Below are 24,363 nucleotides of genomic sequence, written 5' to 3'. Positions count from 1 at the left end.
GCATGCCGCGTGATCTCGTCCGCCGGGCCGCCCGACGCCTGCGCCGTGTGGTCGTCGGGGCCCCACCGCAGCCGGTGCCCCTGCCCGTGCTCGGGTACGTCGTTGCCGGCGGTGGGGGCGCGCACCCGGCCTCGGCACACGTCCGTGTGGTCCGGCGCACCGAGCACCTGGCGTCGAGCGGCACCGCCGAGGCCCGTCAGGTGGACCCGGCCGCGTTCGTCGACGGCTCCGACACGACGCCGTACGCCGCACTCCTGGTGCAGCGTGACATCCTGCCGCGTGACGACGTGCAGCCCTTCCTGGCGGCCGCCGCGGCCAGGGGCATCCGCGTCGTGGCCGAGGTCGACGACGACTTCTTCACCGATTCCGGGCGCGAACGACTGGCCCGTGCCGAGTACGACCCCGACCGGCTCGCCTCGATCGACGCCCTGGTGCGGGGTGCCGACACCGTCGTCGTGAGCACGCCCGAACTCGCCGACGTCGTCCGTCCGGTCGCGCGGGACGTCGTCGTCGTGCCGAACGCCCTCGACCCGGAGATCTGGACCGCCGGCCCGACGGACGACGATGACGACGAGCGCCCCGAGGGGGAGCACCGGGTGCTGTACATGGGCACGCTCACCCACGCCGCCGACCTCGAACTGCTCCGTGACGTCTTCGCCGACCTCGCCACTGCGGACGGCACCCCGGTCCGGCTCGAGGTCATCGGCGTGACGGACGAGGGCGGCGCGGACTGGTTCCGCCGGGTCGTCGTCCCCGACGGGCACTACCCGGCCTTCTCCCGCTGGCTCGTGGCGCACCGGGAGCGCTGGCGAGCGGGTGTCGCACCCCTGCGCGACGAGGAGTTCAACCGCGCGAAGAGCGACCTGAAGTTCCTGGAGTACACCGCGCTCGGACTGCCCGCCGTGGTCTCGGACCGGCCGTCGTACGCGGTGGCACGGGCGCACGGCGCCGTGGCCGTCCCGGATGACGTCGGAGCGTGGCGGGACGCCGTGCGGACCGCTGTCGAACGTGGCCGACCGGACGAGCGCGCTGCGCGCTGGGTCGCCGAGGACCGCACGATCGGCCACGACGGCGACACCTGGCGGCGGGTCCTGCTCGGCTAGGCTCGTCGCGTGACCGACACCGCCGCACCCGCACAGCCGCTCGTCTCGATCATCATGGGGTCGGACTCCGACTGGCCGACCATGCGGGCCGCGGCGGAGATCCTCTCCGAACTCGGCATCCCGTTCGAGGCGGACGTCGTGTCGGCGCACCGCACCCCGGACAAGATGACCCGCTTCGCCCGCGCCGCCGCCGAGCGCGGCATCCGGGTCGTCATCGCCGGGGCCGGCGGCGCAGCACACCTGCCCGGCATGGTGGCCTCGATGACCACGCTGCCGGTGATCGGCGTCCCGGTGCAGCTCGCGCGCCTGGACGGCCTCGACTCGCTGCTCTCGATCGTGCAGATGCCGGCGGGCATCCCGGTGGCGACGATGGCGATCAACGGTGCCGCCAATGCCGGTCTGTTGGCGGCGCGCATCATCGGTTCCTCGGAGCCGGCCGTCGCCGCTCGGCTGACGGAGTACGCCGACGGGCTCGAGCGCCTGGTCGAGGAGAAGGCTGCGCGCCTCCGCGACGCACTCTGACGGGCAGGGCGGGGCCGCGATCGGGTCCAGGGCCGCGCTACGGTAGCGGGATGCGCCGCGCCGTCCCCGTCCTCGTCCTCGCCGTGATCGCCGTGGTCGCCGCGGTGGTCTGCGGGTTCGCCCTGCACGCCGCCGGTCCGTTGAACCCGGTGTCCGGCTGGTTCGGCCCTGCTGAACGGGGCTTCGTCTCGACGAAGTCGCAGTACGACTCCATGCTCACCTCGGTGCACGTCGCCGAGGTCGCGGCCGTGGTCGTCGTCGTCGCGGTGCTGGCAGCCGTCGTGGTCGCGCTCGTCATGCGTCGTCGTCGCGCCCGGCCCTGATCGGACGGCGCAGACGACGACCCCTGCTCGAGTCGACGGGGCTCCCGGTCGCGCCACGCGCTCTGACCAGGACTCCCAGCCGACGGTTCGGTCATCGTGCAAGGCCCGCGCACTGGGGGTACGCAGCTGTGTCAACCCCCGGACGCACATCGTGGACAGCAACTACCGTGAACGCCGGGCAGCCGAGATCCGGTCGCCCGGCACCCACACCGAACGGGTGCGAACCGTCACGTCAGGGAGTGACCGAGCCCATGCAGGAACGCGCCACCAGGAGAGCCGCACTCGCCGTCGTGCTCCTCGGAGCAGCACTCGTCGCCGGCCCGCTCGGCCAGGGGACCGCAGCGACCGCCAGCTCGGCACCGCTCGGCGACGTCGGGAAGTTCAAGCAGACCTTCCGCGAGCAGTTCAGCACCCCGGCCAGCGCCAAGGGGGCCTTCGCGAAGCAGTACGCGAGGTCGTGGCAGCCGTACCCGGACGGCACCGGCGGCATGTACTACTCGGGGTCGCAGATCAGCTCGCACCACGGGTACATGGACGTCAAGCTCGACGGCAAGCACGGCGCCGCCGGCACCTTCGGCACGCCGACGGGCGCCTGGGGCCACAAGGGCGGGAAGTTCATCGTCCGCGCCAAGGCGACCGGTGGTGCCGGCAACGGCGCGGCCTTCATGCTCTGGCCGTCGTCCGACCGCTGGGCCGACGGGGAGATCGACTACCCCGAAGCCAACTTCGACCAGCAGCCGATGCTGCACCACCACTCGATGATCGCGGGACAGGAGGCGAACGCGGTGAGCGTGGGCACCGGTGTCTCCTGGCGGTCGTGGCACACGTACTCGATCGAGTGGATCCCCGGGAAGTCCGTCCGCTACCGCCTCGACGGCAAGGTGATCAAGACGGTCACCAGCCATGTGCCGAAGACGGCGCACCGGTACATGTTCCAGGTCGGCGACTGGGGCGACGCGGGGCACCTGTACATCGACTGGGTCAGCACCTACACGTACAAGGGCTGACGCGGTCCGACCGTCAGAGGTCGGCGTGCAGCTGCCAGGTCTCCGCCGCGGAGTCCGACCAGTCGTACATGCGTGCGCGGTCCGGACCCGCCACCGCCAGTCGGCTGGCCAGGTTCGGGTCGTGCACGACCTGGTAGACCGCCTGGGCGAGTCGTGCCGGGTAGGACTCCCGCGGCGACCGGGCGACGGTGACCCCGGCGTCCGAGGCGACCTCGGCCACGGCGGGGTCGTCGGAGTGGATCACCGGGGTACCGAAGCTCATCGCCTCGATCACGGGCAGGCCGAACCCCTCGGCGAGGCTCGGGAACACGAACACCGTCGCGCGGTCGTAGACCACCGCGAGGTCTGCGTCGTCGATGCGGCCGAGGACCTTCACCCGGTCGCGTGACAGGCCCGCACGCTCCGCGGTGCCGTACACGTCGACGTCTCCCCAGCCGTCCGGGCCCGAGATGACGAGGGGGATGTCGGCCGGAGCGTCCGGGTGGGCCATCGCCTCGATCAGGGAGGCCAGGGCCTTGCGGGGCTCGAGCGTGCCGACCGCGAGCACGTAGCGGTCGGGCAGGCCGAGACGTTCCGCGCGCAGGTCGGCGTCGACGGGCAGGCGGAGGCGTCCGCTCGGGGCGCCGCCGATGACGCGGAGCCGGTCGTCGAAGCGGTGGATCTCGTTCAGGGCCCCCGCGACGGCGTGGGTCGGCACCACGACGGCGTCGGCGTGCTTCCACGCCCGCTTCACCATCGCCTTGTGGAAGTGGACGCCGCGCGGCGTCAGGGTCTCGGGGTTGGTCCACGGCACGACGTCGTGCACGGTGACCACGGTCTGCCGACCCGGGTCCTGGAAGCGGTCGTGCTTGACCAGTGGTGCGAGCACGCTCGGCGCGTGCACCATGCCCTTCGCGATGCCGCCGACGAACCCGCCCTGCCAGGCGAGCGACAGCTCGCGACGCGGCAGCGGGAGCCGCTGCAGGTCGGACAGCCCCGGCAGGAGCGTCCGCAGGTGCGCCATCTCGTCGGACCCGACGGCGGAGACCACGCCCGCGACCTCGCAGCCGCTCGGCGCGTGCTCGACGAGGTGCCGCGCCAGTTCCTCGGCGTAGCGCCCGATGCCGCCCGGCACGGGAGCGACGATCTGGTCGACGATGACGTGGAGGGTGGTCATGGTGCTGTGCTCCTCGTCGTGGTTCGTGGACCGGTGGTCCGTGGACCCCTGGTCAGGGGCCGAGAGCCGGCCCCGCGCTCGGCTGCCCGACACTACCAGGGTGGTCCCGGCGCCCCCTGGGCGCGGTCGGTGGGCGGTCTGGAGGCGCGGGTCGGGTTCCCGACGTCCCGGGACCGACCCGCGCCTCCTGGCCGAGAGCCGCGCCTACGCGGTCAGCGCACCCGCCGCGACGGCGGCGTGCAGCGCCTCGCGCCAGTCGCGCATCGGCGCGAGGCCGGCGCGCGACCAGCCGTCGTGGCCGAGCACGCTGTACGCCGGACGCGGTGCCGGACGGACGAACGCCGCACTGTCCGTGGGCAGGACGCGCTCCGGGTCGAGCCCGAGCTCGCGGTAGATGGCCTGCGTGAAGTCGAACCAGGACCCCTGGCCCGCGTTCGTGCCGTGGTAGATGCCGGCCGGGGCGTCCCCGTCGACGAGTTCGACGATCCGGGCGGCGAGGTCGCCGGTCCACGTCGGCTGGCCGACCTGGTCGGTGACGACGCTGACGGTGTCGTGCGAGCCGGCGAGCCGGAGCATCGTCGCGGCGAAGTTCGGCCCGTGTGCGCCGTAGATCCACGCGGTGCGGACGACGTACGAGGTGTCCGGGGCGATCGCGCGCACCAAGGCCTCGCCGGCGGCCTTCGTGCGGCCGTAGGCGTTGATCGGGTCGGTCGGGGCGTCCTCGGCGTAGGGCGCCGTGCCGTTGCCGTCGAACACGTAGTCGGTCGACACGGTGACGAGCTTCGCGCCGTGGCGGACGGCGGCCTCGGCGAGGAGCTTCGGCCCGGTCGCGTTCACCGCGTGGGCGTCGTCCTCGTGGTCTTCCGCGTCGTCGACCTTGGTGTACGCGGCCGAGTTGACCACGACGTCGTGCCCGGCGACGGCGGCGTCCACCGCGGCCGGGTCGGTGATGTCGAGGTCGGCCCGCGACAGCGCGGTGACGTCGCGGCCCGCGAGCGCGGCCTGGAGGTCCTGGCCGAGCATGCCGGCCGCTCCGGTGATGAGGTACCTGGTCACGGTGCGCCGGTTCAGCTCAGGGCCGCACGCTGCTTGAGCGGCTCCCACCAGGCGCGGTTCTCGCGGTACCACTGCACGACGTCTGCCAGGCCCTGCTCGAACGGGACCTGCGGCTCGTAGCCGAGCTCGGCCTGGATCTTCGAGATGTCGACCGAGTAGCGCAGGTCGTGCCCGAGACGGTCGGCGACGCGGTCGACGTACGACCAGTCCTTGCCGGTGGCGTCGAGGAGCAGCTGCGTGAGCTCCTTGTTGGTCAGCTCGGTGCCGCCGCCGATGTTGTAGATCTCGCCGGCGCGGCCGCGGGTCAGGACCATCGCGATGCCGCGGGTGTGGTCGTCGACGTGCAGCCAGTCGCGGATGTTGTTGCCCTCGCCGTACAGCGGGACGTGCACGTCGTCGATCAGGTTGGTGACGAACAGCGGGATGACCTTCTCGGGGAAGTGGTACGGGCCGTAGTTGTTCGAGCAGCGCGTGATCGAGAGGTTCAGCCCGTGCGTGCGGTGGTAGCTGCGGGCGAGCAGGTCGCTGCCGGCCTTCGACGCCGAGTACGGCGAGTTCGGCTCGAGCGGGCGTTCCTCGTCCCACGAACCCTCGCTGATGGAGCCGTAGACCTCATCGGTGGAGACGTGCACGAAGCGCTCGGTGCCGTGGCGGAGTGCCGCGTCGAGCAGACGCTGGGTGCCGACGACGTTGGTCTCGACGAAGATGCCGGAGTCGCGGACCGAGCGGTCGACGTGGGACTCGGCGGCGAAGTGCACGATCGCGTCGACGGTCGGGACGACCTCGTCGAGCTTCGCGGCGTCGCGGATGTCACCGTGGACGAAGGTGTAGCGGGGGGAGTCGGCGACCGGGGCGAGGTTCGCTTCGTTGCCGGAGTAGGTCAGCGCGTCGTAGACGACGACCTCGGCGCCCTCGAGGCCGGGGTACGCGTCCTCCAGCGTGCGGCGGACGAAGTTCGAGCCGATGAAGCCGGCTCCTCCGGTGACGAGGATCTTCACGAGGTCTCTTCCTTAGCGTTGTCGACGGCGACGCGGATGGCGGCACCGGCGGGGTCGTCGGATCGAAAGCCGATTGTACGGGGCCGAGGCTCAGTCGGCCGTGCGGGCACGTCGACGTCGACGACGGCCGACGACGAGCACGGTCACGGTCGTGAGCACGGCGATCCCGACGGTCCCGCCCGTGACGAGCCACCCGGCGGTGAGCCCGGGCACCGAGTAGGACAGCCGGACGGTGTGCGAGCCCCGCGGGACCCAGACCGCGCCACCGGCGTTGTCCGCGGCGACGAGGTCGGTCGGCTCGCCGTCCACCGTGGCGTGCCAGCCCGGACGCCGGAGCGAGTCCGCGACCACGAGCCAGCCGCCACCGGTCGCGTCGACGTCGGCGACAGTCTCGCTCGGGGTACTCGGCCGCAGCCGGACCACGGCGTCACCCGTCCGGTCGGCCCGGTGGTCGGTGGACGTGCTGAGGACGACGGTGTCGTCGGAGAGCGCGTGCCCGGCGAGTGCCGCGAGCCGGTTGTCCGTCGACGCGAGCACCCGCTGGTCGGACGCCCACCGCACCCGGTCGAGCGCCGAGCTGCGCTGGTAGATCGTTGCGTCGCCGGTGTGCACGACCGACACGCCCTGGCCGGCGACGGGCCGGACGGTGTCCAGGACGGCCTTCCCGCCGGTGCCCGTGCCGATCGCGACCGGCTGCGACTGCCCGGTGACGGTGATCTCGGCGTGCCACTGCACACGCGACGGGATGCTCGACCCCGCGACGGCGACGTTGCGGGGGCCGCCGAGGGCGGGCACCCAGCTCTCGGTCTCGGCGAGGGTCTTCCCGGTGCCGTCCGCGACGATCGCGACGGTGAGGGTCATGCCCCGAGCCGACGTCGTGAGCTGCGGCGGGCCGGTGAGGGTCACGCCGTTCACGGGACCGGAGTTGCTCGGCCCGTCGACGGACGGTCGCCTCGTCGTCAGGTCCGTCCACCCCGTACGGCGGGCGCCGGCCTCGGGGGTCCCGGCGATCGGGGCGGAGGGGTCGGCGACGACGTACTTCGTGGCGACGCGGTCGAGGACGGCGGAGTCGACCAAGTGGGTCATCTCGTCGGGCGCGAACGTCAGGTACGTGGCCGTCGGGTACGTCGTCGGGTCGACGGTCCGCATGAGCTGCTTCCACTCCCGCGTCTGGAACGCGTGCCCGGTGGTCGAGCGGATGCCGTAGTACGAGGCCGACCCGGGCAACGTCGCGGTGCCGGCGGTGGCGAAGCGGTCCTGGGCGGACACGTGCTCCTGCAGGTAGTCAATCGCCGGCGACGACGGGTAGAACGTCGAGTTCGGCGCGATGGGCCACCAGCGGACCGTCGCGGCGACGGCGGGCACGCAGACCGCAGCGACGATGCCCATCGCGGCGGCGATCCGGAGCGAACGGATCCGCACGAGCCACGGAACGAGGACGAGGACGGCCGTCCCGGCACCGACGACCCCGGTGACGAGGACGAGGAGCTTGGTCCGGTGCAGCACGTCGGCCGGCACCGTGTCGAGCGCCAGCGCCGTCTGCAGCCCGACCGACGCGGTGAACAGCACGACGAGGACGACCGTCGCGATCCGGCCCGCGCGCCGGAGCGGCGTGGCACGGCGGAACCGTGCGAGTTCGTCGCGCAGCGTCTCGGGCTCGACGACGCGTCCGAACCCGATGCCGGCGAGCACCGCGGCGAAGAAGCCCACGACGACACGCGCTCGACCGATCGGACTCGAGTCGAACACCGGGAGTTCCCGGACCGCGGCCAGGAGCGGGCCGCCGAGGAACACCAGCACGACGCTGAACGCCAGCAGCGACGCGACGATCGGCACGACACCGCGCTGCCGACGCCGGACCAGCGCGGCGTCGGCGTCGCGCGCCGGTGCGGTGGCGGGCGCTGCGTCGACGGCGGGCGCTGCTCCGCCGGCGGACGCTGCGTCGCGTCGACCCGGGCGGATCAGGACGGCGGCGGCGATGAGCACCACCGCGGCGATGCCGATGTACGAGTACTCCTCGACCGGGTTGCGGAGGCCCCACGCGCGGCCGGTGCTCGCCAGCGACGTGATGTCCGGGATCCAGGAACTCACCAGGGGCGCGGACCCGATGCCGGCACCGCCGCGCTGACCGCGACCGCCGAAGTCGACGACGTTCGCGGCGCTGATCGCGAACGGCACGAGTTGCCAGGCGGCGAGCAGGACACCGAGGACGATCCCGCCGAGGGCGATCCCCGCACTGACGAGCACCTGGCGGAGTGCGCGGTGGGCCACGATCGTGCGGGCCAGGAAGAAGAGGCCACCGACGAAGAGTCCGTAGCCGACGATCGCCGGGAAGCCCCCGAGCAGCATCGCGGTGACGACGAGGCCGACGCTGAACAGGTCGCGTGCACGGAGCTCGACTGCGGCCCGGTCGATGGCCCAGAACAGCAGCGGCAGGAAGGCGGCCACCCGGGTCTGCGGCCAGTTCGACCACGCGACCATGAAGCCGGACGACGCGAAGACGAGCGAGGCGATCGGCCACGCGGGCCGCGGGACGCCCCACCGACGCAGCAGCAGGGACATGCCGGCCGTGATCGCGACGATCTCGAGGAGTTTCACCGCGCCGGCCGCGGCCGAGAACGGCAGGATCCACCAGGGGAGCGACAGCGGGGACCACGCCCCGGAGTTCGGCACGCCGCCGAGTTCGACGCCCCCGGCGACGTACGGGTTCCATGACCCGAACACGCCTTCGTGCGCGAGCTTGACCAGGAGCGTCGTCTGGGGTGTGACGCTGTCGAGGGTGTCACTGCTCAGGATGTTCGTCGAGTTCCGCAGGGTCTCGAGCGACTCACCCCACGGGGTGTATCGGCTGAGCATGCCAGTGTTCAGGAACGTGCCCTGAGCGATCAGCGCGGGCCCGATGGTGCAGGCGATGAACGCCACGAGCGCGGCCCAGGCGACGATCTCGACCCAGGACGAAGGGCGACGGAGCCAGAGCGCGAACCGCGTTCGGCCCTTCAGCATCGCCGACGCCGGGTCAGTCGCCATACCGTTGCAGTTTCTGCAGGTCGAGCTGCTCCTCGGCCAGCGTGCGGTTCAGGCGGGTGAGGTCGGCCACGACGCCGATGACGATCGACAGGAGCGCGGTGATGAGCAGGACGACACCGAGGATGATCGACTGCAGGTGGTTGCCGCCGGTGTGCATCGCCAGGAGCACCAGGTACCGGATGAGCGGCCAGAGTCCGAGTGCTCCGAGCACCGCCGCGACCCAGAGGAACAGCGCCATCGGCCGGTACATCAGGTAGACGCGGGCGATCGCCGAGCCGGACTCGAACATGTGCTGGAAGATGTTGTTGAAGAGCCGCGACTCGCGGGTCTTCGGGTTCGTCGTGATCGGCACCGACGCGATCGCCAGGCGCTTGTACCCGGCCTGCACGATGGTCTCCATGCAGTAGCTGAAGCGCGTCACGATGTTCAGGCGGATGAGCGAGTACTTCGAGTACGCGCGGAACCCGCTCGCCGCGTCGGGCAGGTCGAGCCCGGCCGCACGGCTCGCGACCCACGAGCCGAAGCGCTGCATGGCCTTCTTGAAGCCGGAGAAGTGCTCGATGGTGCGCGTCTGCCGGTCGCCGATGACGATCTCGGCTTCCTTCCGCAGGATCGGCTGCACGAGCTCGGCGATCTGTGCCTGCGGGTACTGGTTGTCCCCGTCGGTGTTCACGACGATGTCGGCACCGTGCAGCAGCGCGTAGTCGACGCCGTCACGGAACGAGCGGGCGAGGCCCATGTTCGTGGTGTGGTGCACGAAGTGCTTGACGCCGTGCTCCTTGGCGACCTCGACGGTGCGGTCGGTGCTGCCGTCGTTGATCACCAGGATCTCGATCTCGTCGATGCCGTCGATCTCCCGTGGGATGGAGTCGATGACGCTGGCGAGGGTGTTCTCCTCGTTGAGGCAGGGGATCTGGACGAATAGCTTCACGGGCTCGCTTGGTCTCGTTTCGGGAGTCGGCAATGCGCAGAACCATGACAGCCTATGCGAACTCACGGCTTGCTAGGCTTCCCCGGTGCAGATCCGCGAACTGAAGATCCCTGGCGCGTGGGAGTTCACGCCCGTCCAGCACGGCGACGCACGAGGAGCATTCCTCGAGGCGTACCGCGCCGACGTCCTCGAGGAGACCGTCGGTCACCCGCTCGACCTCCGCCAGGTGAACATGTCGATCTCCGCGGCCGGTGTCGCCCGCGGCATCCACTACGCCCTCGTCGCACCGAGCCAGGCGAAGTACGTCACCGCCGTGCGCGGGGCGTTCATCGACTACATCGTCGACATCCGCGTCGGGTCCCCGACGTTCGGCCAGTGGGACTCGGTCCGCATCGACGACGTCGACCGCAAGGCCGTCTACCTGTCCGAGGGGCTCGGCCACGCGATCGTCGCGCTCGAGGACCAGTCGACGGTGAACTACCTGGTCAGCGCGCACTACGACCCCGAGCGCGAGAAGGGGATCACCATCCTCGACCCGACGGTCGGGCTCGACCTGCCCGAGGGTCTCGGCGAGCTGGTGCTGTCCGAGAAGGACACCAGCGCCCCCACCCTCGAAGAAGCCGCGGCCCAGGGGCTGCTGCCGACGTACGAGGAGTGCGTCGCGTACACCGAATCGCTCCGGACGAAGAAGTAAGGGGAAAGCGATGAAGGGCATCATCCTCGCCGGCGGTTCCGGCACGCGCCTCTGGCCGATCACCAAGGGCATCAGCAAGCAGCTCATGCCGATCTACGACAAGCCGATGGTCTACTACCCGCTGTCGACCCTGATGATGGCGGGCATCCGACAGGTGCTGGTCATCACGACCCCGGAGTACAACGACCAGTTCCGGGCCCTGCTCGGCGACGGCTCGGCGTTCGGCATGGAGATCGAGTACGCCGTCCAGCCGTCCCCGGACGGTCTCGCCCAGGCCTTCGTCATCGGTGAGGAGTTCATCGGCGACGACAGCGTCGCGCTCGTCCTCGGCGACAACATCTTCCACGGCACCGGCCTCGGCACGAACCTGCGGAAGAACACCGAGGTCGACGGCGCGACGATCTTCGCCTACCACGTGGCCGACCCGAAGGCGTACGGCGTCGTGGAGTTCGACGACGACTTCACCGCCGTCTCCATCGAGGAGAAGCCGGCCGAGCCGAAGTCGAACTACGCCGTCCCCGGCCTGTACTTCTACGACAACAAGGTCATCGAGATCGCCAAGACCATCGAGCCGAGCGCCCGCGGGGAACTCGAGATCTCGACGGTCAACGAGCGCTACCTCGAGGCCGGTGAGCTCGGCGTCCAGGTCCTCGACCGCGGCACGGCGTGGCTCGACACCGGCACGTTCGAGTCGATGATGCAGGCGTCGGAGTACGTGAAGGTCATCGAGGACCGTCAGGGCTTCAAGATCGGGTGCATCGAGGAGATCGCCTGGCGCAACGGCTGGATCGACGACGCGCAGCTCGCCGAGCTCGCCGCGCCGCTGGTCAAGGGCGGCTACGGCGTCTACCTCCAGCGACTCCTCGGCGTCTAGCACCGCCCGTGGCCTCCGGTTCCGGGTGGTTCGGTCGCCGTCGTCGCGACGCGACGGCGGCCGACCACCCCGACCGGGAGGCCCGTCCCGCGCCCGCGACGACGGCTGAGGTCGTCCGCGTGGCCGGGTTCCCGGACCCGCTGCCGCGGCTGGACCACGACGTCACGGTGCTCGTGACGACCCGCTCGGACCGGCACGCCGAGGTCGCCCGGCTGGTGTCGGTCGCCCACGATGCCTTCGGTCGTGGCGCTGACGTCCGGGCCGTGAGCTACGTCGCCGATGCGTCGCCGGTCGACCCGTTCGGGCGTCGCCTGCCGTGGGTGCGGACCGTGCCCGTGGACGGCCTGGGGTCCGCGATCAACGCCGGCCTCGCCGCCGGGGTCGGACGGGTCCTCCTGCTGGTCGACACCTCGGTGACGATCGATGCCGGCGGTCTCCTGGCACTCGCCGAGACCGGAGTCCACCGCCTGGTGCAGGCCTCGGTGCGCACGGCGGACGGTTCGGCGAGGAACGGTGCACTGCTCATCCGTCCCGGCGCACTCCCGTGGTCGGACGACCGTCCGTTCGGCACGGGGGACTCGGTGTTCGGTGCCGATCAGCCCGTGCTCGCTGTGCCCCGGGCCGCGATCGTCCCTGTGCCCGTGCTCACGGACGAGCCGACGACGCTCGTCGGGTGGACGCACGCGTGCGCTGTGCGCCAGCGACCGCAGTCGGGTCCCACGATCCTGGTGGAGGACGTCGGTGAGACCGTCCGACTCACTGAACCCGGGCGGACGATCGACGCCGCCACCGTGGACGCGTTCTCGGCCTGGCGGGATGCGAGACGGGACTCGGTCGACGGCCGGGGTGCTGCAGTCTCCGCCGGGCCGCCGTTGCCACCGTGGGGGGCGCGCCCGGTGACCCCGGTCCGTCAGACGCCTCGTCGCGCCAGCGATACGCTCGCCTGGTCGCTGAAGATCGCCGCGCCTGCCGGGCCGGAGGGCGACGGGTGGGGCGACGTGCACTTCGCCGCCGAGCTGGCCGGTGCCCTCGAACGGCTCGGGCAGCGCGTCCGGATCGACCGGCGGGACGCCCACGTGCGCGACGACGATGCTGCGGACGACGTGACGCTGGTGATCCGCGGGCTGGATCGGGTGCCGCCGAACCCCGCCTCGGTGAACCTGCTCTGGGTGATCAGCCACCCTGTTGACGTCGCCGACACCGAGCTGCGGTCGTTCGACGTCGCCTTCGCGGCCGGTCCGGTGTGGGCGGCTGCCGCGGCCGATCGTTCGGGCGTGCCGGTCCGGACGCTGCTGCAGGCGACCGACCCCGCGGTGTTCCACCCGGGCGCGCGGGCGGCGACGAGCCCCGATGCCGACCGCGTGGTGTTCGTCGGCTCGACCCGCGGCGCCGCGCGCCCCATCGTGTCCGACGCGGTCGGGCTCGGTGCCGACCTGCGCGTGCACGGTCCGGGGTGGGACGAGGTCGTCCCCGCGGAGTCGCTCGGCGAATCGTCGCTGACCCGGCCCGAGGTCGCGGCGGCCTACGCCTCGGCGCGTGTGGTGCTCAACGACCACTGGCCGGACATGGCGGCGGGCGGCTTCGTGTCGAACCGGGTGTTCGACGTGCTGGCGTCCGGGGGAGTCGTCGTCACCGACGAGGTCGCCGGGCTGTCCGACGTGCTCGACGTGCCGACGCTCGCGGTCGCGCGCTCCCGCGACGAACTCGCCGCGCTGCTGGACCCGTCGTACGCGTGGCCGACTGCTGCCGAGCGGGCCGTCGTGGCCGAGTACATCGCCGCCGAGCACTCCTTCGACGCCCGTGCCGCCGTCCTGCTCGAGGCAGCTCGAACCGAACGCACCCGCCTCCGCTCCTGACCCGACTCCTCGCGAACCAGGTTCCGGCGCGGGCGGGGTTCGGCTCAGGCGGGTCAGGCGGCGCGGTGGGCGACAGGGAGTTCGGCGCCTGACGGGTCCGGTTCCGGTGGGAGCGTCGGGCGCCAACTACGTCGGAGCGCGCCGAGTAGGAGGAACCAGTCGATGACCGGGAAGGCACCGAAGAACGCCATCCACGCCGGGGTCCCGATGTCACGGAGCCGCCGTGCGCCGAGTGCCAGGTTCGGGATCGCGGTGACGATGCACCACGCGAAGAGCACCCACTGCGACGGGGAGCCCTCGGCGAGGATGCGCCATCCGTGGTCGCTGCCCTCGAGGGTCAGGACGGACTGTCCGATCCCGAGGAACCCGGGGGTGTTCTGGAAGTCGGTCATCGAGTCGTCGGCGCCCCGGACACCGGTGATCATCGGCACGAGGGTGAGCACGAGCCAGACCACGAGCAGGTCGGCCCCGCGTGCCCACCAGAACTCGGCGCGGCTCGCACGGCCGCTGCGGAACGTGAAGGCTCCGGTCCAGTAGCGGCGGGCGGCGTCGATCGGGCCGCAGCCGAGCCAGGGTCCGGGATCACGTTGCACGGCGCCGAGCCTAGTGGCGCCGGGTACCCGCAAGACACCGGTGTTCGCACGTCGAACACTCCCAGATCGCGGTGTAACACGTGGACACCGGTGTTTTGCGACCTGGGCGACTTGGGCGACTTGGGCGACCTGGGCGACCGGGGCCACCGGTGGGCGGGGGCTACTTGCGCGTCACCCAGCGGGCGCGGAGCGACAGGCCTGCGTGCAGGGCGACCCGCAGGGGCCAGAGCCACCACGCCCGGTACTTCCGCGACAGGAACCGGTACGCGCTCCGGTGGTGCTCGATCTCCATGCGGCGGCGGTTGGACGACGTCGAGTGGGCACCGGTGTGGGTGACGACCGACGACGGCACGTACACGTTCGCCCGGCCGGCACGACCGATGCGCTGCCCGAGGTCGACGTCCTCGAAGTACATGAAGTACGACTCGTCGAAGCCCCCGAGCTGGCGGAACAGGTCGGTGCGGATGAGGAAGCACGCACCCGAGAGCCAGCCGGCCTCGCGTTCGACGACCTTCGTGGTGGACCAGTACCGCTGGCTCCACGGGTTCGCGGGCCAGAACCGCGAGAACGCCGCGTGGCCGAGGCCGGTGCGAAGCGAGGGGAGCTGCCGGGCGGACGGGTAGGTCTCGCCCTGGTCGTCGAGGATCCGGGGGCCGAACGACCCACCGGACGGCATCCGGTCGGCCGCGGCCACGAGCTCGTCGATCGAGCCCTCGCCGAGCACGACGTCGGGGTTCGTCACGAGCAGGAACTCCGGTCGCACGTCGGGCAGTACGTCGTCGAGGGCGCTCAGGGCTGCGTCGATCCCGCCGCCGTACCCGCGGTTGCCGCCGGAGGACACCACGACGGCGCCGTAGGACTCACCGATCGCCCGGAGCGCGTCGATGTCGGCCGAGCCGTTGTCCGCGATGACGACGGCGACCGGGTCCTTCGAGGCGCCGGCGACGCTCGCCAGGAACGGCCGGATGGTCTCACCGGTGTTGTAGGTGACCGTGAGCACCGCGACCCGGATCACCGCGTCCCCCCACCGACGGACTCGTACGCCTCGACGTGCACGGCGGCGGTGGCGTCCCAGGTGAACTCGTCCGCCCGCGCCAGCGCCGCCGCACGGTGCGAGGCCACGAGCGCCGGGTCGTCGAGCAGCGCTGTCATCGCGGCGGCCAGTGCCGTCGCGTCGGGCTCGGTGTAGACGGCCGCGTCGCCACCGACCTCGGGCAGCGACAACCGCCGGGTGGTCAGGACGCAGGCGCCGGAGGCCATCGCCTCGACCACGGGCAGGCCGAAGCCCTCGCCCAGGGACGGGTAGACGACGAAGTCCGCACCGCCGAGGAAGCCGGCGAGGTCCTCGAGCGCCAGGTACCCCGCCTCGATGACGTGGTCGGTGGGCTGCAGGGCGTCGAGGCGTGCGATCGCGGTCTCGTCCCAGCCGCGCGCCCCCGACAGGACCAGCCACGGCGTGTCCGCGCCGCCGGCCGCACGCGCGGACCGCACCGCGGCGTACGCGTCGAGCAGCGCGGTGACGTTCTTCCGCGGTTCGATGGTGCCGAGGAACGCGATCCACGGAGCGCCCTCGGGCAGGGTGGCGGCGATCCGGGCGTCCTCGACCGCGGCGACGTCGGGCTCGTGGAACACCGTGCGGTCGACGCCGAGCGGTGCGACCCGGACGTCGGCACGGATGCCGCGGACGACCCGGGCGGCCTCGGTCGCGGTGGCCGCGCTCGGCACGATGACGACGGGCCGGGTGCGCAGCGAACGACGGCTCCACCACGTGAAGAAGGTGCGCTTCAGGCGCGAGTGCCACTCGGGGTTCGAGAAGAACGTGGCGTCGTGCAGCGTGACGACGGACCCGCCGCGCCAGCCGAACGGGAACGTGTAGTGCGGGGAGTGCAGCACCCGCGCACCGAGCCGACGGCCGAGTGCCGGCAGTCCGGTCTGCTCCCACAGGAACCGCAGCGGCACCGAGTCGGTCCACGCCGGCGCCGTGTGCACGGTGGCGTGCGGCGCGAGCGAGCGGAAGTGCGCGGCGTGCACGGGACGGACGACCAGGTGGACGTCGAGCGACGGGTCGGTCAGGTGCGACACGACCCCTTCGACGTAGCGTCCGACGCCGCCGAGCGCCTGCGGTACCGCGGTCCCGTCGACGAGGACGGTGAGCTGCGGCACGCGTGGTTCCTTCCGGGCGGGGGCGTCGTGGCCGTGGCCGTCGACGGGGGAGTGTCCAGGATAGCCCGCTGCGCTCATGCGCCCGGGTCCACGCGGCGGCGCGGGACGGACGCGCGCCGGGTCTCGCGCAGCCGGCGCGCGAGGTGGACCGGCAGGGTCCCCGCGACGTCCGCGAACGCCGCCAGGACGAGCCGCGCCTCCCGGCGGGTGCGACCGGAGGCCAGCCCGCGCAGGCCGCGCACCAGGGTCCGGACGGTCGCCCGCGCGACGGTCGGCCAGGGGGCGTGCCAGAGGGCGACGACGATGCGGTTGCGGGCGTTCCGGAAGACGAACAAGTCGCTCTGCACGCCGGACGACGCCGAGTGGTCGTGCTCGACGACCGCGTCGGCGGCGTGCTCGACGCGCCAGCCGCGGCGGCGGAGCCGCCAGGCGAGCTCGGTGTCCTCGTAGTACATGAAGAGCGACTCGTCGAGCAGGCCGACGTCGTCCAGGGCCGTGCGCCGCAGCGCGGAGGCGCCGCCGGAGAACCCGAAGACGTCGAAGTCGGCGACCCGGTCCACGGGGGCGAACCAGTCGCGGTCCATGCCGTTGCCGTCGCGGTCGACACGGACGCCGGTCGAGTTGAGCCGGACCTCGCCGTCCGCCGACGGCGTCCAGCGCCGCCCGTCGTGGTCGCGCAGCACGCGCGCATCGGGTGCAGGTTCCGCACCGGCCGGGAGGACCGTCCAGCGTCCGGCGAGCACGATGCGGCCCGTCACCGCCGCGACCTCGGGCCCGGCGTGCGCCAGGTGGTCGCGGAGCGCCGCGACGAAGCCCGGCGCGGGCACGGCGTCGTTGTTCAGGAGCACGACGACGTCGGCGTCCGTGTGCCGGATGCCGGTGTTCGCTCCGGCCGCGAACCCGCCGTTGTCGTCCCGCGCGACGACGGTCGCGTCCGGCAGTGCCTGGCGGAGCACGGCGACCGAGTCGTCCGACGACCCGTTGTCGACGACGATGACGTCCTCGGCGGTGCCCTCGTCGAGCACGGCGCGGACGGCCGCGGTGGTCAGGTCGGCGCGGTTCCAGTTGACGACGACGACGGCGGTGCGCAACGTGTCGTCAGCTCGGGGAGCGCCGACGGCACGGGCCCCGGTGTCGCCGTCGACCGGGGTCAGTCGAGCTCCTCGACCGTGGGCTGCGCGTAGACGGTGCCGACGGCGTTGCCGAACGAGGGGACCTCGAACGAGTCGCACTCCGGCATGTCGTGCAGGTGGCGGCCCGCGGAGTCCATCATCGACACGTTGATGAAGTACTTGCCGGTGCCGAAGGCGGTGTCCGCGATGCGGAGACGGAGCTTCCGGCGGCCGTGCAGCGGGTGCAGTTCGAGGCCCATGATGCCGGTGGTGGTGCCGTAGACGACCTGGCCGCCGGCGTTGTTGATCTGCACTGCGGCCTCCCAGTCGGCGATGCCGTCCAGGTGCTCGAACTCCATGTCCACGACGAGGTCGTCGCCCGGCATGACGTCCGCGCGGGGCTCCTTGCCGTCGACGTGCACGCTCGCACCGAGGACCTTGCCGCGGCCGACGGCGACGTCGGTGCTGAGCTCGCCCTGGCGGCGTTCCTCGAGCACCTCGCGGAACATGCTCACGGCCTGCACGGGGTCGCCGTCGTGCAGCACCTTGCCCTTGTTGAGCAGGACGACGCGGTCGCACATCTCCTGCACCTGGCTGAGCGAGTGCGTGACGATGATGATCGTCTTGCCGGCTTCCTGGAAGGTGCGGATGCGGTCGAGGCACTTGCGCTGGAAGGCCTCGTCACCGACCGCCAGGACCTCGTCGACGAGCAGCACGTCGGGGTCGGTGTGCACGGCGACGGCGAAGGCGAGCCGCACGTACATGCCCGATGAGTAGAACTTCACCTGCGTGTCGATGAAGTCCCCGATGCCCGAGAACGCCAGGATGTCGTCGAACTTCTCGTCGGTCTGCTTGCGGCTGAGGCCGAGCAGGCTCGCGTTGAGGTACACGTTCTCGCGGCCGGACAGGTCGGGGTGGAACCCGGCGCCGAGCTCGAGCAGCGCGGCGAGGCGACCGCGGCGGGACACCGTGCCGGACGTCGGCTGGATGATGCCGCCGATCGCCTTGAGCAGGGTCGACTTGCCGGAGCCGTTCTGACCGATCAGTCCGACGGTCGAGCCGGCCTGGATCGACACGGTGACGTCGTCGAGGGCCCAGAAGTCCTGGCGGTGCTTGCGGCCGGCGCGACCGAGGGTGACGATGCGCTCGCGCAGGGTGTTGTCCTTGCGCACCGTGAAGCGCTTGCGCACGTGGTCGATGACGATGACGTCGGGACGGTCGGCGGTGTCGCCGGTGGTCGTCGGGGCGACGGGGGTGCTGATGGCCATGGTCTAGAGCTCCTGCGCGAAGTTGCCCTGCAGGCGGGAGAAGATCCGCTGCGCACCGATGAGGCAGAAGAGCCCGATCACGAAGGCGATCCCCAGCCGCAGCATCAGGTGTTCCGGGTACGTGACGTCGGCCGGGTCGTGCAGCCAGATCGCGTTCTGCAGGCCGAGCACCGCCAGCGTCAGCGGGTTGTTCGTGTACGCGGTGATGAGCCAGTCGGCGTTCACCGTGGCGACCACGCGCGCGTAGGAGTAGACGATCGGCGAGGCCCAGAGCAGGACCATCAGGCCGACGTCGATGACGAACTGCACGTCGCGCAGGTACACGTTGAGCGCGGACAGTACGAGACCGATGGCCGCGCCGTAGACCAGGATGACGGCGAGCGAGGGGATCAGGTAGACCAGGCCCTCGTGCCAGGGGAAGACCCCGATCACGACCGTCGCGGCGAGCAGGATCGCGAACTGGATGGTGAAGTTCACCAGGGCCGCGCCCACACTGGCGAGCGGGAAGACCTCGCGCGGGACGTAGACCTTCTTGATCAGCCCGGAGTTGCCGACGATCGAGCCCGTCGACCCGGCGACGATCTCGCTGAAGAGCGTGTAGGCGGTCAGGCCGGTGAAGACGTAGATGGCGAAGTTGTCGATGCCGTTGGCGGCGCCGAGGACCTTGCCGATGACGAAGTAGTAGATGAGCAGCTGGGTCAGCGGGCGCACGAGCGTCCAGACGAACCCGAGTGCCGAGTCCTTGTACCGGGCCTTCAGGTCACGTCGGACGAGCATGCCGAGCATCTCGCGCTGCCGGAAGACGTCGCGCAGCTCGCGGAAGGTTCCGCGGAAGGCGCTCGTCGGAGCGCCGATCACGACGAGGGGTTCCTTCGCGAGCGCGGTCATGCGGGCTTGGTCGACCATACGTCTCTTCGTTCGTGGGGGCAGGACCGGAACAGCATACTCACCGGGCCCGCGTGGCGGGGTTGGGCGACGGCCGTCGTGCACCCCGAGTGGGGGTGATTCCGGCCGATCCAACCCTCAACCTTCACTTTCGAGTTACCGTTGTTGCAACCCGGACCCTTGTCAACATCCTCAGGACGGCCCGTCAGCATGCTCCTCGCATCCAGGCCGATCGCTGCGTTCGCGGTGGTCGGTGCACTCAGTCTCCTCGTGGCCGGTTGTTCCGGTGGTGGCGACGACGCCACCCCGTCGCCGTCGGCCTCCGCCACGCGCACCCCGAGTGCGACCCCGACCGGCGACGCCTCGGCGACCGCGGCACCCACCGGAGCGGCCCCTTCGCCGACCGACGGTGCGTCCGGCGACGGCGGCACCGACTCCGGCGCCGGCGACGACGACACCCCCGGTCCGTTCCCGGGCAGCGGCGCGACGAACCAGCCGGACACCGACCCGTCGGAGTTCCCGGCCACGGCCGTCGTGACCTACGCCGGCTGGGACACCGGCTCGAAGACGCTCCAGGCCGGTGGCCTGGTCTCCGGCACCACCGACACGAGCGGGAAGTGCACCTTCACCGCGACGAAGAACGGCGTCACGCGGAAGGCCACGAGCACCGCGCAGGCGAGTGCCTCGTCGGTGAACTGCGCGCAGGTGTCGTTCCCCGCGGCGAAGGTGCCGAGCGGCACCTGGTCCGTCACCCTGACCTACGCCATCGGCTCCGCGTCGACGACGTCCGACCCCCTGACCGCCGAGGTCCCGTGATGCGTCCCACCCGTTCCCCCCGTCCCGACAGCGATGACCGCCCCGTCCGGCGGTCCCTCCGCAGTTCCCTCGCGCTGGTGGCGTCCCTCGCCGTCGCGGTGAGCGGTCTGACATTCGGCACGGTGCTCTCGGAGCAGACCACGACCCAATCGGCGTCGGCCGCCGTCGCCTCGGACTTCGACCCGGGCAACATCATCAGCGACGCGAACTTCTACAACGGCTCGGCCATGAGCGCCGCCGCCGTGCAGTCGTTCCTGACGAGCGTCGCACCGAACTGCCGCAAGGCCTCGGGTGGGCCCGCCTGCCTGAAGGACTTCTCGCAGAAGATGAGCTCGATCGGCGCGGTCTCCGGCCGGTGCAAGGCCATCGCCGGCGGCACCAAGAGCGCCGCGACAATGATCGCCCAGGTCGGTGCCGCGTGCGGCATCAGCCAGAAGGTGCTGCTCGTGCTCCTGCAGAAGGAGCAGGGCATCGTGACGACGTCCTCGCCGACGTCCTACATGTACCTGCACGCCACCGGCTTCGCGTGCCCGGACACCGCCCCGTGCGACCCGGCGTACTTCGGCTTCGGCCAGCAGGTCTACGCCGCCGCGCTGCAGTTCAAGCGGTACCAGGCGACGCCGACCTCGTGGGCGTACCAGGCGGGCCGGACGAACTCGATCCTGCTCAACCCGAACGCCGCGTGCGGCCGCAAGTCCGTCTACATCCAGAACCAGGCCACCGCGGCGCTCTACATCTACACGCCGTACACGCCGAACGCCGCGGCGATGTCGAACCTCTACGGCAGCGGCGACGGCTGCTCGGCCTACGGCAACCGCAACTTCTGGCGCATGTACACCGACTGGTTCGGCGCCTCCAGCGGCAGCGGCAACCCGGTCGGCAACGTCGACGCGGTGACCGCCACCGCCACCTCGACCCTGACGGTCCGGGGATGGGCCGCCGACCCCGACACGACGAACCCCCTGCGCGTCGCGTTCTACGTCGACGGTGACGGCGCGAAGACCATCACCGCCGACGCGAACCGCAGCGACCTGGCGGGCACCCTCGGGGCGAACAACACCCGGCACGGGTTCTCGACGACCCTGACCGGGCTGAGCCTCGGCAAGCACAACGTCTGCACGTACGCCATCAACCAGGGCCGCGGCGGCAACACCCTGCTCGGCTGCTACACCCGCACCGTCACGAGTGAAGCGCCGAAGGGCGTCCTCGACTCGGTGACCGGCGGCGTCGGCACGATCTCGGCGAGCGGCTGGGTCCTCGACCCCGACTCGTCGAAGCCCGGCTCGTGGAAGATCCTGGTCGACGGCGTGAGCAAGGCGACCGGCACGGCCGACACGACCCGCACCGACGTGGCGAAGGTCTACCCGGGCGTCGGCAGCACCCTCGGCTTCTCGAAGACGATCGGTGGGATGTCCGCCGGCAAGCGCGCGGTGACGCTCTACGTGGTGGACAAGCCCGGCACGAAGTACGTCAAGGTCGCGTCGAAGTCCGTCGTCGTCGACGCACCCACCACCGGCAAGACCGGCAAGACCGGCAAGGTCCGCGGCTCGTACGACTCCGTCACCGGCGGCGTCGGCACGGCCACCGTGCGGGGCTGGGCGATCGACCCGGACGTCTGGGACCCGGTCAAGTACAAGATCCACGTCGACGGCGTGAGCACGAACAGCGGTGTCGCGGACGCCACGCGCACCGACGTCGCGGCGGACCACCCCACCTGGGGCTCGGACGTCGGCCTGACGCTCCGGCTCACCGGACTGAAGGCCGGCAAGCACACCATGCGCGTCTACTTCCAGGACCTGCAGGGCGGCAAGTACGTCAGCTTCGGCACCAAGTCCGTGACCGTGACCGCCGCATCGTCCGCCGAACCCGACGCGTCGGGGACGACGGGCAAGACGGGCAAGACGGGTTCGGTCAAGGGCGCGTACGAGTCCGTGACCGGCGGCGTGAACAGCGCCACGGTGCGCGGCTGGGCGATCGACCCCGACGTCTGGGACCCGGTGCAGTACAAGATCCACGTCGACGGTGTCGCCATCGCCCCCGGAGCCGCGAACGCGAAGCGGACCGACGTCGAGGCCGTGCACCCCGCCTGGGGTTCCGACGTCGGCCTGTCCCTGAAGATCCCCGGGCTGACCGCCGGCACCCACTCGGTGCGGGTGTACTTCCAGGAGCTGCCGAGCGGCACCTACAAGAGCTTCGGCACGAAGAGCGTGCGGGTCACCGACCCGCCCACCACCGGCAAGACGGGCAAGACCGGTTCGGTCAAGGGCCTGTACGAGTCGGTCACCGGCGGCGTCGGCACCATCACGGTCGCCGGCTGGGCCATCGACCCGGACGTCTGGGACCCGGTCGGCTACAAGATCCACCTGGACGGCGTGGCCGTCTCGCCGGGCACCGCGAACGCGACCCGGACCGACGTGCAGGCCGCGCACCCGGACTGGGGGTCGGACGTGGGACTGTCGCGGAAGTTCACCGGGCTGAAGAAGGGCACGCACACCGTGCGCGTCTACTTCCAGGACCTGCCGAGCGGCACCTACAAGAGCTTCGGCACCAAGACCGTCACCGTGCAGTAGACGGTCACCACGACGGACGGGAGGCCTGGTACCAGCTGGTACCGGGTCTCCCGTCCGTCCGTTGGTCGCGTCGACCGCCGTCAGCGGCGTGCGCGCCGCGCCATCAGACCGACGCCGTGCAGCAGCCGGTACTCGGGCGAGCGCGTGAGGCCCTCGAAGCGGGCCGCGATCTGGTCGCGCTCCGCCTCGGCCCGGCGGCGTGCGGTGTCGTACGCGCCGACCTGCTGCTCCGACGCGACCAGGCGTGCGTTGATGTCGTGCACGCCGGACAGGTGGACGTCGCGGTCGTGCTCGGCCTGCCGGAGCGTCTCGCGCTGGGCGGTGGCCCAGCGCAGGAACGCCCCACGCTCGCCGCTCCGACCCGAGGCGGCGGCGACGGCGGCGTCGAGCGACGGGCCGACCTGCTCGGCACGGGTGCGGAACGAGTGCCGCTCGAGCACCACGGCGCGGAGCCGGGCGACCAGGGCCGTGCGCTCGTCGCGGGGCATCGCGAGCACGCGCTCGAGCGAGTCGGCGTCGTCGAACACCGGCACGTCGGACAGGCCGAGCTCGTCGAGCCCGAGCGCGCAGTCGGTGACGGGCAGCGCGCCGGACGCGAGCGACTCGTACAGGCGGGAGTTCAGGGTGCCGTACTCGGCGGCCGGCTCGATCACGTCGTCGACGACGAAACCGGCTGCGCGGTAGACCTCGGGCAGCGCGAAGTAGGACACCGCTGGGCGGAGCTCGACGCCGGCCGAGGCCTCGACGTGGTCGACGTTCGCGGCGAACCAGACGATCGGTTCGGTCGGGGCGACCTCGGCCAGGACGTCCTGCACGCGGCGGCGGACACCCCAGAAGTTGACGGTGGTGACGGCGCGGTCGGTACGTTCGCGCGGTGCGGTGGCGTCGGTGGTGAACAGCTCGGTGTCCACGCCGATCGGCACGACCTCGACGGGGCCGCTGTAGGCCGCGGCGACCGCGTCGCGGGCGGCCTCGGACGAGGTCCAGACGGCGTCGAACTCGTCCAGGTACGGCAGGGCTGCCCACTTGGCGGTCCAGTTCCGCACCCACGCCACCAGGGCGGTGCCGGCGGGGACGTAGCCGGGCACGAAGGACTCGATCATGCTGACCACGACGGTGGTGTCGGCGGGGAGCTCCTCGCCCCAGCGCGCCAACGGCCACATCGCCACGCCCCAGCCCTCGGCCCGGAGTGCCCGCGCGAGGCCGAGCGCGACGAACAGGTCGCCCTTGCCCTCGGCCGGATCGGCGGTCGAGACCGCGAAGCGGATCGTGCCGCGGGGGCCCTCGGCGTGCTCGTCGGCCGCGAGGGCCGCGTAGTCCTCGCGGAGGGGGGAGGGCATGGGGGTGCTCGGGATCACAGCGGTCACGCACGCCATTCTGCACGAATCCGCAGCGGCGGCAGGGAGTCC

The 24,363-nt window shown here is 71.6% G+C and carries 21 protein-coding genes; 9 read left to right on the top strand and 12 right to left on the bottom strand.

From position 1 onward, the window contains the following. Positions 1–2: 2 nt before the first annotated feature. From BOSE127_RS06665 to BOSE127_RS06650, 4 genes are all read left to right on the top strand, one after another. On the top strand, positions 3–1,103 hold the full coding sequence (locus tag BOSE127_RS06665) for a glycosyltransferase (protein ID WP_159556670.1): 1,101 nt from the start codon (positions 3–5) through the stop codon (positions 1,101–1,103). Between the two features lie 54 nt (positions 1,104–1,157). Then, entirely contained in the window at positions 1,158–1,625 is a 468-nt protein-coding gene (purE, locus tag BOSE127_RS06660) for a 5-(carboxyamino)imidazole ribonucleotide mutase (protein WP_081612388.1), read from the top strand. 50 nt (positions 1,626–1,675) lie between these two features. After that, a complete protein-coding gene (locus tag BOSE127_RS06655) occupies positions 1,676–1,948 on the top strand; it encodes a hypothetical protein (protein WP_017888775.1) in 273 nt (90 codons plus the stop codon). Positions 1,949–2,187: 239 nt separating this feature from the next. Next, on the top strand, positions 2,188–2,955 hold the full coding sequence (locus BOSE127_RS06650; protein WP_017888776.1) for a family 16 glycosylhydrolase: 768 nt from the start codon (positions 2,188–2,190) through the stop codon (positions 2,953–2,955). A gap of 13 nt (positions 2,956–2,968) precedes the next feature. On the opposite strand, the gene BOSE127_RS06645 is transcribed toward BOSE127_RS06650, so the two are convergent. From BOSE127_RS06645 to BOSE127_RS06625, 5 genes are all read right to left on the bottom strand, one after another. Beyond that, positions 2,969–4,111 carry a glycosyltransferase family 4 protein gene (locus BOSE127_RS06645; RefSeq protein WP_017888777.1) on the bottom strand — a complete coding sequence of 381 codons (1,143 nt, stop codon included), beginning with the start codon at positions 4,109–4,111 and terminating at the stop codon, positions 2,969–2,971. Between the two features lie 204 nt (positions 4,112–4,315). Next, positions 4,316–5,167 carry a dTDP-4-dehydrorhamnose reductase gene (rfbD, locus tag BOSE127_RS06640; RefSeq protein WP_017888778.1) on the bottom strand — a complete coding sequence of 284 codons (852 nt, stop codon included), beginning with the start codon at positions 5,165–5,167 and terminating at the stop codon, positions 4,316–4,318. 11 nt (positions 5,168–5,178) lie between these two features. After that, on the bottom strand, positions 5,179–6,165 hold the full coding sequence (rfbB, locus tag BOSE127_RS06635) for a dTDP-glucose 4,6-dehydratase (protein ID WP_140449309.1): 987 nt from the start codon (positions 6,163–6,165) through the stop codon (positions 5,179–5,181). Between the two features lie 90 nt (positions 6,166–6,255). Then, positions 6,256–9,192 carry a hypothetical protein gene (locus BOSE127_RS06630; protein WP_159556668.1) on the bottom strand — a complete coding sequence of 979 codons (2,937 nt, stop codon included), beginning with the start codon at positions 9,190–9,192 and terminating at the stop codon, positions 6,256–6,258. After that, positions 9,182–10,123 carry a glycosyltransferase family 2 protein gene (locus BOSE127_RS06625; RefSeq protein ID WP_017888781.1) on the bottom strand — a complete coding sequence of 314 codons (942 nt, stop codon included), beginning with the start codon at positions 10,121–10,123 and terminating at the stop codon, positions 9,182–9,184. The genes BOSE127_RS06630 and BOSE127_RS06625 overlap by 11 nt, the downstream gene beginning before the upstream one ends. Positions 10,124–10,208: 85 nt before the next feature. On the opposite strand from BOSE127_RS06625, the gene BOSE127_RS06620 reads away from it, so the two are divergent. Genes BOSE127_RS06620 through BOSE127_RS06610 form a run of 3 tightly spaced genes read left to right on the top strand, consistent with a single transcriptional unit; the run spans position 10,209 to position 13,547 of the window. Next, positions 10,209–10,817, top strand: a complete 609-nt coding sequence (locus BOSE127_RS06620; RefSeq protein WP_017888782.1) for a dTDP-4-dehydrorhamnose 3,5-epimerase family protein — start codon at positions 10,209–10,211, stop codon at positions 10,815–10,817. A gap of 10 nt (positions 10,818–10,827) precedes the next feature. Further along, the gene (gene rfbA / locus BOSE127_RS06615; RefSeq protein ID WP_017888783.1) at positions 10,828–11,691 is read left to right on the top strand and encodes a glucose-1-phosphate thymidylyltransferase RfbA; all 864 of its coding nucleotides are present in this window, start codon (positions 10,828–10,830) and stop codon (positions 11,689–11,691) included. Between the two features lie 8 nt (positions 11,692–11,699). Next, complete coding sequence (locus BOSE127_RS06610; protein WP_159556666.1) at positions 11,700–13,547, top strand: glycosyltransferase; 1,848 nt, start codon at positions 11,700–11,702, stop codon at positions 13,545–13,547. Positions 13,548–13,600: 53 nt separating this feature from the next. Here the strand turns inward: BOSE127_RS06610 and BOSE127_RS06605 are convergent, their stop codons facing one another. From BOSE127_RS06605 to BOSE127_RS06580, 6 genes are all read right to left on the bottom strand, one after another. Further along, a complete protein-coding gene (locus BOSE127_RS06605; protein WP_042538807.1) occupies positions 13,601–14,140 on the bottom strand; it encodes a DUF805 domain-containing protein in 540 nt (179 codons plus the stop codon). Between the two features lie 160 nt (positions 14,141–14,300). Continuing rightward, positions 14,301–15,155 (bottom strand): glycosyltransferase family 2 protein, encoded by an 855-nt coding sequence (locus BOSE127_RS06600; protein WP_042538805.1) that lies wholly within the window; start codon positions 15,153–15,155, stop codon positions 14,301–14,303. Continuing rightward, positions 15,152–16,303 carry a glycosyltransferase family 4 protein gene (locus BOSE127_RS06595; protein WP_159556664.1) on the bottom strand — a complete coding sequence of 384 codons (1,152 nt, stop codon included), beginning with the start codon at positions 16,301–16,303 and terminating at the stop codon, positions 15,152–15,154. Before BOSE127_RS06595 ends, BOSE127_RS06600 begins: the two co-directional genes overlap by 4 nt. Before the next feature lie 74 nt (positions 16,304–16,377). Further along, the gene (locus BOSE127_RS06590) at positions 16,378–17,394 is read right to left on the bottom strand and encodes a glycosyltransferase family 2 protein (RefSeq protein ID WP_159556662.1); all 1,017 of its coding nucleotides are present in this window, start codon (positions 17,392–17,394) and stop codon (positions 16,378–16,380) included. A 59-nt stretch (positions 17,395–17,453) separates the two neighbouring features. Beyond that, entirely contained in the window at positions 17,454–18,683 is a 1,230-nt protein-coding gene (locus BOSE127_RS06585; protein WP_017888789.1) for an ABC transporter ATP-binding protein, read from the bottom strand. 3 nt (positions 18,684–18,686) lie between these two features. Further along, positions 18,687–19,589 carry an ABC transporter permease gene (locus tag BOSE127_RS06580; protein WP_017888790.1) on the bottom strand — a complete coding sequence of 301 codons (903 nt, stop codon included), beginning with the start codon at positions 19,587–19,589 and terminating at the stop codon, positions 18,687–18,689. Positions 19,590–19,778: 189 nt separating this feature from the next. Here BOSE127_RS06580 and BOSE127_RS06575 point away from each other — a divergent pair, with 189 nt between their 5' ends. Next, positions 19,779–20,384, top strand: coding sequence for a hypothetical protein (locus BOSE127_RS06575; RefSeq protein ID WP_159556660.1), 606 nt, complete (start codon positions 19,779–19,781; stop codon positions 20,382–20,384). A 77-nt stretch (positions 20,385–20,461) separates the two neighbouring features. After that, positions 20,462–22,954 (top strand): hypothetical protein, encoded by a 2,493-nt coding sequence (locus tag BOSE127_RS06570; protein WP_159556658.1) that lies wholly within the window; start codon positions 20,462–20,464, stop codon positions 22,952–22,954. An 80-nt stretch (positions 22,955–23,034) separates the two neighbouring features. Here BOSE127_RS06570 and BOSE127_RS06565 read toward each other — a convergent pair whose 3' ends face one another. Further along, complete coding sequence (locus BOSE127_RS06565; protein ID WP_159556656.1) at positions 23,035–24,321, bottom strand: glycosyltransferase family protein; 1,287 nt, start codon at positions 24,319–24,321, stop codon at positions 23,035–23,037. Positions 24,322–24,363: the final 42 nt, after the last annotated feature.

This window comes from Curtobacterium sp. 8I-2 (genome assembly GCF_902506155.1).
GTDB lineage: Bacteria > Actinomycetota > Actinomycetes > Actinomycetales > Microbacteriaceae > Curtobacterium > Curtobacterium poinsettiae.
The sequence above is the reverse complement of the archived record's forward strand: the minus strand, read 5'-3'. Positions and strand labels throughout refer to the sequence as shown.